This window comes from Streptomyces sp. GS7 (genome assembly GCF_009834125.1).
Lineage (GTDB): Bacteria > Actinomycetota > Actinomycetes > Streptomycetales > Streptomycetaceae > Streptomyces.
Genome location: NZ_CP047146.1, coordinates 2168136 through 2180787, shown reverse-complemented (window position 1 = coordinate 2180787; position 12652 = coordinate 2168136). Strand labels below are relative to the sequence as shown.

Below are 12652 nucleotides of genomic sequence, written 5' to 3'. Positions count from 1 at the left end.
GGCGGCCCGGCCGGCGCAAAAACGCTGGGCGCGGGCCTCAGGGCCGGGTGACGGACGAGACCGGCATCATGCCGACCGGGTCGTAGCGGACCTTGGCGCCGGGGTAGGGCGCGTGCACGACCTGCCCGTTGCCCACGTACATCCCGACGTGGCTGGCGTCCGAGCGGTAGATGACGAGGTCGCCGGGCTGGGCCTGGGACAGCGGGACCCGGTGCCCGGTACCGCTCTGGGCCTGCGAGGTGCGCGGCAGCGAGACGCCGGCCTGGGCATAGGCCCATTGGGTGAGTCCGGAGCAGTCGAAGGCCGAGGGGCCGGCGCTGCCCCACGAGTACGGGGAGCCGATCGCGGCCCGGGCCGCGGAGACCGCCGCCGCGGCCCGGCCGGAGCCCGGCATGATCCCGGTGAGGTCCGGGATGAACTCGTCGCGGCCGTCGCTCCGGGAGGCCCGGTCGTAGGCCGCCCTGGCGTCCCGCGGGAGGGCGTTCAGCAGCCGCTGCGCGGTGGCCAGCTTGCGCTGGACCTCCTTCTTCTGGCGCGCGACCTCCTCGCGGCCGGCCTCCAGCTGCACCAGCTTCCCGGCGGTCTCCCGACGCTGCTGCTCCAACGCCCGTGTGGCGGACTGGAGTTGGTGCAGCTCGCCGGCCCGGGTGCCGTTCAGCCGGTCGAGCGCGGACACCTTCTCCAGGTAGCTGTCGGGCCGTTCGGAGAGCAGCAGCCGCACGGCGGGGTCGATGCCGCCGGCCCGGTACTGGGCGGCGGCCAGCGCGCCGAGCCGGTCGCGCATCCGGTTGACCCGTTCCTGGGCGCGGGCGGTGCGGTCCTGCAGGGCCGCCACCTCGTCCCGCAGTTCCCCGGTCCGGGCGTTGGCGGCGTTGAACTTCTCGGTGGCCCGTTCCGCCTCCTCGTAGAGCCTGCCCACCTGGGCGGCGGCGCTCTCCCGGCCGGCGGACGGCTGCTCCGCGGGGTCGGCGCTCGCGGGGTGCGCCGACAGCGCGGCGGCTGCGGTCGCCAGGGCGGCGGACAGGACGGTGACCGACGCGAAGGTGGTCTGGCCGCGCTGCGAGGTACGGCGATGGGACACCACGAGGGCCGCACTCCTTCCGTGTGCAGCCCCTGCCGTCCGGGCGGGACGGTCGGTGATCCGGCAGCTGCGAGGGCAGACAGTAACCGCGCCGCGGGGCACCGGCCAAAGAGGGCCTTACCTCCCCGAAAAGCCGCTCCGCCGGTGACTTCGCAGGTCACCGGCGGAGCGGAAGGTCAGTCGTGAAGGCCGCAATTCGCCCGATCGGGCGGCAGGTTGCGACGGTTGTGAGGTTTTTCAGACCCGCACGCCGAACTGGAACGGCATGTTGTTGATCGACTCGTAGCGCACCACGGCGCCCGGCTTCGGGGCGTGCAGCACCATGCCGTTGCCGGCGTAGAGGCCGATGTGGTGCAGGTCGCCGAAGAAGAGCACCAGGTCGCCGGGCTTGAGGGCGCTCTCGGAGCCGATCCGGGTGCCGGCGTTGGCCTGCTCCTGCGAGGTGCGCGGAATCGACGCGCCGGCCTGCGCGTACGCCCACGACGTCAGGCCCGAGCAGTCGAACGAGGACGGGCCGGTGGCCCCCCAGACGTACGGCGAACCTATCTTGGACTGGGCCGCGGACAGCGCGGCGGCACCGCGCTGCGAGGCCGGCACGTCGTTGCCGAGATCGACCCGGTCGTTGCTGCGGTTCGCCCGGTCGTCCGCGGCCTGCATGGCCGCCCGCTCCTTGGCGGTCATCGTGTTGAGCAGCTCCTGCGCCTTGGCGAGCTTGCCCTTGATCTCGTCCTTCTTGTCACCGAGCGCCTTGCGGGTCTCGGAGAGGTCCTTGATCTTGCTCGCGGCCTCGGCGCGCTCCTGGGCGAGCCAACGCTGCTTGTCCGCGATGGTCTTCAGCTGCTCGGCCTGCTTGCCGCTCAACTGGTCGAGGGTGGCGGCCTTTTCGAGGAAGGTGTCCGGGTCGCCGGAGAGGAACAGCTGGACCGAGGGGTCGATGCTGCCGCTGCGGTACTGGCCCGAGGCGACCGCGCCGAGGCCCTTGCGCAGTTGGTTCAGCTCACCCTGGCCGCGGGCGACCTTGTCCTGGAGGTCGTCGACCTCCTTCTGGAGCTTGTCCTGCTGCTCCTTGACGCCGTCGTACTTCTCGGTGGCCGCCTCCGCGTCGCTGTAGAGCTTGTCGACCTCGGACTTGACGTCCTGCTTCGACTGGCCCGGGTCGGCGTGTGCCGCCTGGGACGAGAGGGCGACGGCCGCCGCTGCGGTGGCGGTGAGCACGGTCACGCGAGTACGGCTCGGCTGCTTGGGTCGACGGTGGGACGCCACGGGGGCGAGCTCCTTCTTCCTCCAGCCGCCTACCGGGAAGTGGGGGGGTGAGACCCCGGCTCCGCGTGAACGCCGCGGACTCGGCGGTACCTTCACTGACCACCCCGGTTGGATGATCACCCTTATGAAGGTTCGGAGCCGACCTTAGTAACCGAGCTGTGATCGCTTCAAATCCTCACGGGAAAAATCTGCGCCACAGGCCCCAACTTTTACCAACATCACACGGGCCGTAAGCGGTACTTGACGCTCCGGTACGAATCGCAAGCGATTTTTCACAGCCCGATCACAAGCCGAGTGTGAAATGTCAGGTTCGTGCAAGTCGCTTGAGCAACAGGGCCGATGCAACCGGCCGGGCGCCCGCCTTGGCGACGCCGTCGGCCACCTCCCGGTCCGTGGAGACGACCACGACCGGCCGGCCGGGCGGCTCGGCCCGAACCAGCTGGCGGATCAACTCGTCGGCCGTCACGCCCGGTTTGCTGAACAGCACCCGCACCCCGCGCGGCGGCGCCAACAGCACCGGCGCGGCCAGCTCCGCCCCGTCGAAGACGCAGGTCATCTCCGCGCCGGTCTGCGCGGCCAGCACCGCGAGGCCACCCAGCAGCCGCAATCGCTGCTTTTCCAACGGCATGGTCGGATAGCCGGTTTTGGTGACGTTGTAGCCATCCACCACCAAATGCGCCTGCGGCAGGGCCAGTAGCTGGTCCAGCAGCGCCGGGTCGGTCTCGGAGAGCGCCCGGGTCGCGATGTCCTTCGGCGTCATCCGGCCCGGCGCGACCGCGTCGACGGTGTCCGCCGGGCGGACGGCGGCCGGCGGCAGGGCCAGCTCGCGGCGCAGCCCCTGGGCCGCGTCCAGCACGGTGTCCAGCAGCAGCCGCAGCCGCATGTCCTCGACGCTGCGCCCCTCGCGGGCCGAGCGCCGGCTGGTCTCCAGCGCCGCCTCGGCCTCCGCGATCCGCGCCCTGAGCCGGCGCACCTCGCTGTCCGCCGCGGTCCGCTCGGCCGCCGCCCGCTCCCGCGCCTCGACCACCGCGGCCTCGGCCTTGCGGACCGCCGCCTCGCCGCGCTTGACGTCGCTGAGCGCGCTGCGCAGCTTGCGCTGCAGCGACTCGTTCTCCTTGCGGGCCGCCTCCAGGTCCGCCCGGACCCGGTCCGCGTCCGTACGGGCCTCGCCGCGCGCCTGCACCAGTTCCTCGCGCAGCCGGGACAGTTCCCGCTCGACCTCCTCGCCGGCCCGTTCGGCACGCGCCCGCTGCGCCTCCTCGCCCGCCGCCGCGACCAGCTTGACCCAGCCCTCGGGGCGCAGCACGTACGCCGCCGCGGCGACATCGAGCGGATCGGCGGCGGCGGGCGGGGTGCCGTGCTCCAGCGCCTCGGCCAGCTCGGGCTGGGACTCGCGCAGCTTCCCGGCGATCCGCTGCCGGAAGACCGGGTCGCTCTCCAGCGCCGCGGCCATCGCGTTGCCGGCGAACTTGGCCCGACGAGTCGGGGTGAAACGGGCGTACTGCCGCAGCGGTGGCGGAAGTTCGGCGATCGTCAGGGCGCCGAACGACTCCGCGGTGAGCGCCACGACGCGGCGCCGTACGCCCTCGGGCAGCGGCTGGTCGAGCACGTCGTCGGCCATCCCCTCGGGGGCGTCGTCACGCTCCGCTCCCGGCTCCCCTTCTGGACGTTCCACCACTGCTGCATCGCTCCGATCTCAGGCGCTCGCGCCCGGACGGTCCACCAGCTCGATCTGGTCGACCGCGTTGCACCAGCGGCAGCGCACGGACTCGACGCTCTCGCTGAGGACCTCGCGCTCCTCCACCTTCGGCTCTCCCGCCAGGTCCAGGTGCACGTACTCGACCACCTTGGACCGGCGGGTCACATCGAAACGGGTGAGATTGCCGCACAGCGTGCAGCGCCACCGCGTCTCGGCCGTCGGCAAGGGAACAGCCATGGTGTCGTCCTCTTTCGTGCTCGTCGGGCTCGTGCTGGGGTCGGTTCACGCGGTACGCCGTCGGACTGCGGAACTACGCAACGTACTTCCTGTAACCCTACGGCCTGATGGGGGGCCGGTGCGGGCCCGCCCGGGAGGCGGGACGCGGCGAGGCACTCTGTCCCGATTCACCGCATTGCGTCATGATCACTTCATGACGGCGCCGGCCCACCCCGCCCGCTCGCTGAGAGCGGTGTTCTCCCGGATGACGAACGTGCTGATCGGGCTGTGCTGCGCGGTCTTCGTGTTCGGACCGGCCTCCGGACTGCTGCGGATATACGGCACCGGCGACGCCCTGCTGCGGGCTCAGACCCGGTACTTCGAGCACTGGGGCGTGATTCCGCTCGATCTGTGGAGCGGCTCGGCGAAGGCCCTGATCACCCCGCTCACCGCGCTGTTCGTGCACGGAAGCTGGCTGCATCTGCTCGGCAACATACTGTTTCTGTACGTCTTCGGCGGGATGACCGAGACCCGGATGGGCCGGCTCCCGTTCACCGTCTTCTACCTGACCGTCGGCTATCTGGCGCTGCTGGGCTACGCCGCCGCGCACGCCTCCTCGGACCAGACCCTGGTCGGCGCCTCCGGCTCGATCTCCGGCGTCCTGGGCGCCTTCCTCTTCCTCTTCCCGCGGGCCCGGGTCACCAGCGTCTTCCCGTTCCTGTTCTTCCTGCCGCTGCGCTTCCCCGCCTGGCTCGTCCTGCTCTTCTGGTTCTTCCTCCAGTGGCAGGCGGCCCGGCACGACCCCTCGGGCCCCGGCGTCGCCTACCTCGCCCATGTCGTTGGCTTCGCGCTCGGCTTCCTCTACGCCTGGGCCCGCTACGGGAGGGATACTGTGGGGGCGACCAGGGACAACCGGCCCGCGACCGAGGGAGAGAGCCAGCCGTGATCACGTCGATCGTGCTCATCAAGACCAGCGTGGACCAGATCCCGGAGATCGCGGAGAAGATCGCCGCACTGGAGGGTGTCAGCGAGGTCTACTCGGTCACCGGCGCGCACGACCTCATCGCGATGGTCCGGGTCGCCGAGCACGACCAGCTCGCGGACGTCATCCCCGGCCGCATCAGCAAGGTCCCCGGCGTAGCCTCCACCGAGACGCACATCGCCTTCCGCACGTACTCCCAGCACGACCTGGAGGCGGCGTTCTCCATCGGCCTGGACGCGTGACGCTGGCGCTTGGCTGGCTTCCCACGTTGTCGGCTTTCCCGCCGTGGGGGTTTGTCGCCGTTGCGCGGCTCCGCTGCGCTTTGCCTGCTTCCCACGTTGCCGAGTGCGGCGCCGTTGCTCCCCCACTGCCTGAAGCGCGTGGGAGGTACCCCCACGCGGCGGGCGGGGCCGCTGCGCGGGGCTGTCGGCTGCGGTGGCGGTCCTGCGGGGCAGGGTGTCCGGACTGCTTCGCTTTACGTCCGGACACCCTGCCCCTCCGGCCCGCCCCCTCCCGTGAATGGGTGGGAAAAGAGACGGGTGGGGCGCGCGTGACTGGGCCCGCGCCGGTTCATGGGTGGAAAGAGACCGTCACCGGACCACTCGCCCAAGCCCCCATCCACCGTCTTTCTCCTCCCACCCACGGGAGGGGGCGGGCCGGAGGGGGCGGTGTGCAGGACGTAAAGCGAAGCAGTCCTGCATACCGCCCCCGGAGGACCGCCACCGCACCCGAAAGCCCCGCGCAGCGGACAACACCCCGCGCCGAAGGCGCAAAAGCGAGCAACCCCCACGGCGGGAAAGCCGAACACGTGGGAGGGACAAGCTACGCACTCCGTACCGGGACACAACGGCCGTCCTCCGTGCGGTAGTTCCACCGCGCACCGTTCGTCACCAAATCCCTGACCGCGCGGACGAACCGCTCGACGTGCTCGTCGGGGGTCCCGGCGCCGAAGCTGACCCGGATCGCGTTCAGCGACCGCTCCCCCGGGGCCGCTTCCGGGGCGCCGCATTCCCCCGGGTCCTGCGGGTTGCCGCCCAGCAGGGTGCGGACGAGGGGGTGCGCGCAGAACAGGCCGTCGCGGACGCCGATGCCGTACTCCGCGGACAGCGCCGCCGCGAAGTGCGAGCTGTTCCAGCCCTCGACCACGAACGAAAGGACGCCCACCCGCGGCGCGTCATCGCCGAAGAGGGAGAGCACCCGGACCTCCGGAACGTCGGCAAGGCCCGCCCGGACACGGGCGATCAGCTCCTGCTCGCGGGCGACCAGCCCCGCGAAGCCGGCCTCGGTCAGTGCCTGGCAGGCGGAGGCGATGGCATAGGCGCCGATGACGTTGGGCGACCCGGCCTCGTGCCGGGCCGCGGTGGTGTGCCACTCGACGTCCACCCCGCCGTCGGTGCGCCGCGCGACCTTCCGGCTGGCACCGCCGCCGGCCAGGTACGGCTCGGCCTGCTGGAGCCAGTCGGCGCGGCCGGCCAGTACGCCGGCGCCGAACGGTGCGTACAGCTTGTGGCCGGAGAACGCGACCCAGTCGACGTCGAGTTCCGCGATGTCCACGGGGTGGTGCGGCGCGAGCTGGGCCGCGTCCAGCACGATCCGCGCGCCGTGGGCGTGCGCGGCGGCGGCCAGTTCGCGGACCGGCCACAGTTCACCGGTGACGTTCGAGGCGCCGGTGACGCAGACCAGTGCCGGGCCGTAGGGCTCGCGGGCGGCCAGCGCCTTGTCCAGGGTGTCCACCGCCTGCCGCGGGGTGCGCGGCGCGTTCAGATAGGTCACCGCGAGGTCCGCGCGGTGCTCCCAGGGCAGCAGCGAGGCGTGGTGCTCGGTCTCGAAGACGAACACCCGGGTGCCCTGCGGGAGCGCGGCGGCGAGCAGGTTCAGCGAGTCGGTGGTGGAGCGGGTGAAGACGACCTGGTCGCCCTCCCGTCGCCCACCACCGCCCTTGCCGGACTGGGCTTCGCCCAGGCCCCCTTCGATGCGGCAGCCGAGGAAGTCGGCGACCGTCTTCCGGGCGTTCTCGAAGAGGTCGGTGGAGAGCTGCGAGAGGTAACCGGCACCGCGGTGGACGCTGCCGTAGTACGGGGCGTAGGCGGCCACGTCGTCCCAGACCCGCTGGAGCGCCGGGGCGCTGGCGGCGTAGTCCAGTGCGGCGTAGTCGACCTCGCCGCCGGTCACCAGCGGGACGAGGACATCGCGCCCCAGCACGGGCAGCGGGGCACAGACGGAGGGGTCGGCGGCAACGGCGGAAACGGACATGGCGAACTCCCGTGAGAGGCAAGCGAATTCGCTGCGGGCGGGCGCGTCGGCAGGCGTATGGAGGAACACCGGAGCGCACGGCGGCACCGCAACGTGAAGGAAAACCCTCGGCAGAAGAGGAGGGAAGGGGTGCGGAAGGGGGGCCTGCGGGCCCTATCGCATTCGCTGCATCACGGAAAGGACTCCCTCGGGGACCAGGATCCCTGGCGAGGGATCCGCGCTTGCCGCAGACCTCGCTGCCTGCGACCTGGTCATCACCCGGGGCACCCCGCCACGGAAGGAGGGTTGCCGGACAGCGGGCCGGGGCCTGTGTCGCTGTCACTCGTGACCTGGGCTGAATCATGCCACACGATCAACATGGCGCAAGCCCCGGTCCGCATCCCGGACCGGGGCCTGCGTCACCTGGCCGTTCGCGTCAGGCGTTGCTGGCCGCCACCCAGCGCTCCAGCACCCGCTTGGCGGCGCCCGAGTCGATCGCCTCGGCGGCCTTCGCGAGACCGGTCCGGATCCGCTCGGCCAGCGGGGCGTCCGACGGCTCCAGCGCCGCCAGCGCCGCCGCGGCGTTCAGCAGGACGGCATCGCGGACCGGCCCGGTCTCCCCGTCCAGCAGCCGGCGGGCCACGTCCGCGTTGTACGACGCGTCGGCGCCGCGCAGCGCCTCCACCGGCACCAGCTCGATGCCGACGTCCCGCGGGTCGAAGGGCTCCTCGCGGACCGTGCCGCCGCGCACGATCCACACCCGGGAGGTGGCGGTCGTGGTCAGCTCGTCCAGCCCGTCGTCGCCGCGGAACACCAGCGCCGAGGAGCCGCGCTCGGCGAGCACCCCGGCCAGGATCGGCGCCATCCGGGCGTCCGCGACGCCGGTCGCCTGGGCGCGGACCCGGGCGGGATTGGTCAGCGGGCCCAGCACGTTGAACGTGGTGCGGATCCCCAACTGCCCGCGGGCGGCGGCCACATGGCGCAGCGCGGGGTGGAACTTGGCCGCGAAGCAGAAGGTGATCCCGGCCTCCTCGGCGACCTCCACCACCCGTTGCGGGCTCAGGTCCAGATTGACGCCCAGCTTCTCCAGGACGTCGGAGGCGCCGCTGGCGGACGAGGCGGCCCGGCTGCCGTGCTTGACGACCTTGGCGCCGGTGCCGGCGACCACGATCGACGCCATGGTGGAGATGTTGACCGTCTTGGCGCCGTCACCGCCGGTGCCGACGATGTCCACGCTGGGGCCGGGCACCTCGATCAGGCTGGCGTGCGCGTACATCGCCCGCACCAGCCCGGTGATCTCCGCCACGGTCTCGCCCTTGGCGCGCAGCGCGACCGCGAAACCGGCGATCTGCGCGTCGGTGGCCTGGCCGCGCATGATCTTGTCCATGACCCAGGCGGTGTCGTCGGCGCCGAGGTCGCGGCCTTCCAGGAGGGCGTTCAGTACGGCCGGCCAGGAGTGGTCCGCCACGCTGCCGCCGCCTGCCGGGGTCACAACGTTCATGGTCCACGCTCCTGGTTCGTCTGCTGCGTATGCCGTCACCCTATCGAGCCCCGGGCATGCCGAAGGGCCCCGTCCTCTTCGTGGACGGGGCCCTCTGGGTGGCGTACTACCGGCGGTGCGCGCGGTGGCGCCCGCAGGGATCAGTGGTGGCCGTGGCCGCTGGTGATCTCCTTGTACTCCTCGACGGTGGGCTTCGGGATGACGTTGTCCTCGCCGTAGTAGCCCTTGGAGAGCTTGGCGCGCAGCTTCTCCGTGCGCTTGAGCTTGCGCCGGACGCCGTTCTCGTCGACCTCGGGGCCGAGGGCGATCGGCTCGGGCTGCTCGTGCTGCGTCAGGAAGTGCAGCTGCTCCTGGTCGAGGGGCTCGTGCACCTCGATGAACTCACCGTGCGGCAGGCGCTTGATGATGCCGGACTCGCGTCCGTGCAGCACCTTGTCCTTGTCGCGGCGCTGGAGGCCCAGGCAGATCCGCTTGGTGGCGATGAAGGCCAGCACCGGCCCGACGAAGAACGCGATCCGGACGAACCAGGTGATCGAGTTGATCGACAGGTGGAAGTGGGTGGCCCACAGGTCGTTGCCGCCACCGATCAGCATCACGAAGTACGCGACCAGCCAGGCCACGCCGAACCCGGTGCGGGTGGGCACGTTGCGCGGGCGGTCCAGGATGTGGTGCTCGCGCTTGTCGCCGCGGACCCAGGACTCGACGAACGGGTAGACCGCGATGGCGACCAGGACCAGCGGGAAGACCAGGATCGGGATGAGGACACCGAAGTTGATGGTGTGGCCCCAGAAGTTCCACTCCCAGCCCGGCATGACACGCACCAGGCCCTCGGCGAAGCCCATGTACCAGTCCGGCTGCGCACCGGTGGACACCTGGTCCGGCCGGTACGGACCGATGGCCCACACGGGGTTGATGCTGGCGACCGCGGCGATCACCGCGATGACGCCGAAGACCAGGAAGAAGAAGCCTCCGGCCTTGGCCATGTAGACCGGCAGCAGCGGCATGCCGACGACGTTGTTGTTCGTCTTGCCGGCGCCCGGGAACTGCGTGTGCTTGTGGTAGATGACGAGGATCAGGTGGGCCACCAGCAGGCCCAGCATGATGCCCGGCAGCAGCAGCACGTGGATCGTGAAGAACCTCGGGATGATGTCGTGCCCGGGGAACTCGCCGCCGAAGATGAACATCTGCAGGTACGAGCCGATCAGCGGCATCGCCAGGATGACGCCCTCGATGAACCGCACACCGGTGCCGGAGAGCAGGTCGTCGGGGAGCGAGTAACCGGTGAAGCCGGTGAACATGCCCAGCACGAACAGCAGGAAGCCGAAGAGCCAGTTGACCTCACGCGGCTTGCGGAACGCGCCGGTGAAGAACACCCGCATCATGTGGACCATCATCGCGGCCAGGAAGACCAGCGCGGCCCAGTGGTGGATCTGCCGGATCAGCAGACCACCGCGGACGTCGAAGCTGATGTCCAGCGTCGACTCGAACGCCTGGGTCATCCTGATCCCGTGCATCGGCACGTAGGACCCGTGGTAGGTGACCTCGGCCATGCTCGGGTGGAAGAACAGCGTCAGGTAGACACCGGTCAGGATGATGATGACGAAGCTGTAGAGCGCGACCTCGCCCAGCATGAAGGACCAGTGGTCCGGGAAGATCTTGCGCATGTTGGCCTTGGCGAGGCTGTAGATGCCCAGCCGGCCGTCCGCCCAGTCGGCGATCCGCTCGCCCCGTGGTGCCTGCCCACGGCGCGCAGTGGTCGCGGTTGTCTCGTTACTCATCCGCGCTCCCAGAAGCTCGGGCCGACGGGCTCCGCGAAGCCGCTCGCGGCCTCAAGGAAGCCGTCCTTCTCCGTGATGTGCAGCTGCGGCAGGGCGTGCCCGGCCGGACCGAAGATCACCCGACCGCCGTCGGAGAGGTCGAAGGTCGACTGGTGGCAGGGGCAGAGCACGTGGTGCGTCTGCTGCTCGTAGAGGCTGATCGGGCAACCGACGTGGGTGCAGATCTTCGAGTACGCGACGATGCCCTCGTGCGACCAGGCCAGTTCCTGCTTGTCCTTGATGTTCTGCGGCTGGATCCGCACGAGCATCAGGGCGTCCTTGGCGATCTTCTCGTTGAACTCCTCGTCGCTCTCCTCCAGGCCCTCGGGCTTGGCGAAGGTGAGGGAGCCCACCGCGATGTCCTCGGGACGCAGCGGGAGGTTGGTGGACTGGTTGACCAGGCGGATGCCCTTCTTCCAGCCCGTGGTGCGCAGCTTCTTCTCGGGCAGCGGGCCCAGGTCGCGCAGCAGGACGACGCCGGAGAGCGGCACCAGGGCCAGCGCGCCGAACATCGTGTTGCGGATCAGCTTGCGACGGCCGAACTGCGACTCCCGGGCACCGTCCGCGAAGTCCGCCAGGACCTTGGCCTTGACCTCGGGCGCGGCCGCGATCGGGTGCCGCTCGTCGGCGACCTCCTCGTCGGACATCAGCGTGCGGGCCCAGTGGACCGCGCCGGCGCCGATGCAGAAGAGCGCCACACCCAGGGTCAGACCGAGCGCGAAGTTCAGCCCGCTGACGTGGCCGATCGGGAAGATGTAGACGATCTTGTCGATCGGGATCGCCACGTACGACGCGATGAAGGCGACGGTGGCCAGCATGGACACCACGAAGAGGAACGCCACGGTGCGCTCGGAGCGCTTGGCGGCCCGCTCGTCGATGTCCTGGACGCGGTGCTCGTGGGGCGGCAGCCCCGGGTCGGCGAAGGGGTTGTCCGCCTTCGCCAGCGCACCTTCGTGAGCCGTCTCCCGCTCACTGGGAAGGTTTTCTTCTGTCTCACTCATGACTTCTTGGCCTTCGTAGTCCGGGCTGCGACCCAGATGGCGACCGCGACACACGCACCCAGGCCGAAGATGTAGCCGAAGAGTCCTTCGGTCACCGGGCCCAGACCACCGAGTTCCATACCGCCCGGGCTCGCGGACTTATCGCTGTCGACGGCGCCGAGGTACGCGACAATGTCCTTCTTGTTCTGCTTGCTCAGCGTGCCGTCACCGAAGGAGGGCATGTTCTGCGGGCCGGTCTCCATGGCCTCGTAGATGTGCTTCGGGTCCACGCCCTCAAGCGTCGGTGCGTACTTGCCGTTGGTGAGGGCACCGCCCTTGCCGGTGAAGTTGTGGCACTGCGCACAGTTGGTGCGGAACAGTTCGCCGCCCTTGCCGATGTCGGCCCCGTCGGCGCTGTACTGCGACTTGTCGGGGACGGACGGGCCGGGACCGAGCGACGCGACGTAGGCCGCGAGCTGGTCGATCTGGGCGTTGTTGTAGATGTTCCGCTTCCGCGGCACCTGGGCGCCGGGCTGCTGGGCGGGCATACGGCCGGTGCCCACCTGGAAGTCGACGGCGGCGGCGCCCACGCCGACCAGGCTCGGGCCGCTGGAGCTGCCCTGACCGCCGGTGCCGTGGCAGCTTGCGCAGCCCACGGCGAAGAGCTTCTTGCCCTCCTTGATGGCAAGAGACTGGGCGGTGTCATCGGCCTGAGCCTTGTCCGCCGGCGCGAACGCGGCGTACAGCCCCCCAGTGACCGCCAGCGCGAAGAGTAGGACGACGAGCGCCGCCAGCGGATGGCGCCGTCGTGCGGAGAGCTTTTTCACGGATTACCCCGGTGTCAGGATCTTCTGCGTCGATGCTTTGGCTATGTCTGTCTG

At 70.5% G+C, this 12652-nt stretch carries 11 protein-coding genes and 1 riboswitch; of the genes, 2 read left to right on the top strand and 9 right to left on the bottom strand.

Annotation, left to right across the window (positions count from 1 at the left end):
• Positions 1-37: 37 nt before the first annotated feature.
• The 4 genes from GR130_RS09385 to GR130_RS09370 all read right to left on the bottom strand — a co-directional run bounded on the left by GR130_RS09385 (position 38) and on the right by GR130_RS09370 (position 4280).
• Positions 38-1084, bottom strand: coding sequence for an NlpC/P60 family protein (locus tag GR130_RS09385; protein WP_159504269.1), 1047 nt, complete (start codon positions 1082-1084; stop codon positions 38-40).
• Positions 1085-1318: 234 nt separating this feature from the next.
• Complete coding sequence (locus tag GR130_RS09380) at positions 1319-2344, bottom strand: C40 family peptidase (RefSeq protein ID WP_159504268.1); 1026 nt, start codon at positions 2342-2344, stop codon at positions 1319-1321.
• Positions 2345-2648: 304 nt separating this feature from the next.
• On the bottom strand, positions 2649-3965 hold the full coding sequence (locus tag GR130_RS09375; RefSeq protein ID WP_159509858.1) for an NYN domain-containing protein: 1317 nt from the start codon (positions 3963-3965) through the stop codon (positions 2649-2651).
• A gap of 75 nt (positions 3966-4040) precedes the next feature.
• Positions 4041-4280, bottom strand: coding sequence for a hypothetical protein (locus GR130_RS09370; RefSeq protein ID WP_159504267.1), 240 nt, complete (start codon positions 4278-4280; stop codon positions 4041-4043).
• 193 nt (positions 4281-4473) lie between these two features.
• Here GR130_RS09370 and GR130_RS09365 point away from each other — a divergent pair, with 193 nt between their 5' ends.
• Both GR130_RS09365 and GR130_RS09360 read left to right on the top strand, forming a co-directional pair.
• Positions 4474-5205, top strand: coding sequence for a rhomboid family intramembrane serine protease (locus tag GR130_RS09365; protein WP_443043587.1), 732 nt, complete (start codon positions 4474-4476; stop codon positions 5203-5205).
• Complete coding sequence (locus tag GR130_RS09360; protein ID WP_159504266.1) at positions 5202-5483, top strand: Lrp/AsnC family transcriptional regulator; 282 nt, start codon at positions 5202-5204, stop codon at positions 5481-5483. Before GR130_RS09365 ends, GR130_RS09360 begins: the two co-directional genes overlap by 4 nt.
• 580 nt (positions 5484-6063) lie before the next feature.
• On the opposite strand, the gene GR130_RS09355 is transcribed toward GR130_RS09360, so the two are convergent.
• The 5 genes from GR130_RS09355 to qcrC all read right to left on the bottom strand — a co-directional run bounded on the left by GR130_RS09355 (position 6064) and on the right by qcrC (position 12598).
• Positions 6064-7494: an aminotransferase class V-fold PLP-dependent enzyme gene (locus tag GR130_RS09355; RefSeq protein WP_159504265.1), complete on the bottom strand. Its 1431-nt coding sequence runs from the start codon at positions 7492-7494 to the stop codon at positions 6064-6066.
• 212 nt (positions 7495-7706) lie between these two features.
• Positions 7707-7824, bottom strand: a riboswitch (SAM riboswitch).
• 85 nt (positions 7825-7909) lie between these two features.
• Positions 7910-8974 (bottom strand): anthranilate phosphoribosyltransferase, encoded by a 1065-nt coding sequence (trpD, locus tag GR130_RS09350; RefSeq protein WP_159504264.1) that lies wholly within the window; start codon positions 8972-8974, stop codon positions 7910-7912.
• A 140-nt stretch (positions 8975-9114) separates the two neighbouring features.
• Positions 9115-10752, bottom strand: coding sequence for a cytochrome bc1 complex cytochrome b subunit (qcrB, locus tag GR130_RS09345; RefSeq protein ID WP_159504263.1), 1638 nt, complete (start codon positions 10750-10752; stop codon positions 9115-9117).
• Positions 10749-11792: a cytochrome bc1 complex Rieske iron-sulfur subunit gene (qcrA, locus tag GR130_RS09340; RefSeq protein WP_159504262.1), complete on the bottom strand. Its 1044-nt coding sequence runs from the start codon at positions 11790-11792 to the stop codon at positions 10749-10751. Before qcrA ends, qcrB begins: the two co-directional genes overlap by 4 nt.
• Complete coding sequence (gene qcrC, locus GR130_RS09335) at positions 11789-12598, bottom strand: cytochrome bc1 complex diheme cytochrome c subunit (RefSeq protein WP_159504261.1); 810 nt, start codon at positions 12596-12598, stop codon at positions 11789-11791. Before qcrC ends, qcrA begins: the two co-directional genes overlap by 4 nt.
• Positions 12599-12652: the final 54 nt, after the last annotated feature.

Excerpts from the sequence above, each read along its gene's own strand:
- GR130_RS09375 (WP_159509858.1), bottom strand. The coding sequence starts at position 3,965 with ATGGCCGACGACGTGCTCGACCAGCCGCTGCCCGAGGGCGTACGGCGC.
- qcrA (WP_159504262.1), bottom strand. The coding sequence starts at position 11,792 with ATGAGTGAGACAGAAGAAAACCTTCCCAGTGAGCGGGAGACGGCTCAC.
- trpD (WP_159504264.1), bottom strand. The coding sequence starts at position 8,974 with ATGAACGTTGTGACCCCGGCAGGCGGCGGCAGCGTGGCGGACCACTCC.
- GR130_RS09355 (WP_159504265.1), bottom strand. The coding sequence starts at position 7,494 with ATGTCCGTTTCCGCCGTTGCCGCCGACCCCTCCGTCTGTGCCCCGCTG.
- GR130_RS09370 (WP_159504267.1), bottom strand. The coding sequence starts at position 4,280 with ATGGCTGTTCCCTTGCCGACGGCCGAGACGCGGTGGCGCTGCACGCTG.
- GR130_RS09365 (WP_443043587.1), top strand. The coding sequence starts at position 4,474 with ATGACGGCGCCGGCCCACCCCGCCCGCTCGCTGAGAGCGGTGTTCTCC.
- qcrB (WP_159504263.1), bottom strand. The coding sequence starts at position 10,752 with ATGAGTAACGAGACAACCGCGACCACTGCGCGCCGTGGGCAGGCACCA.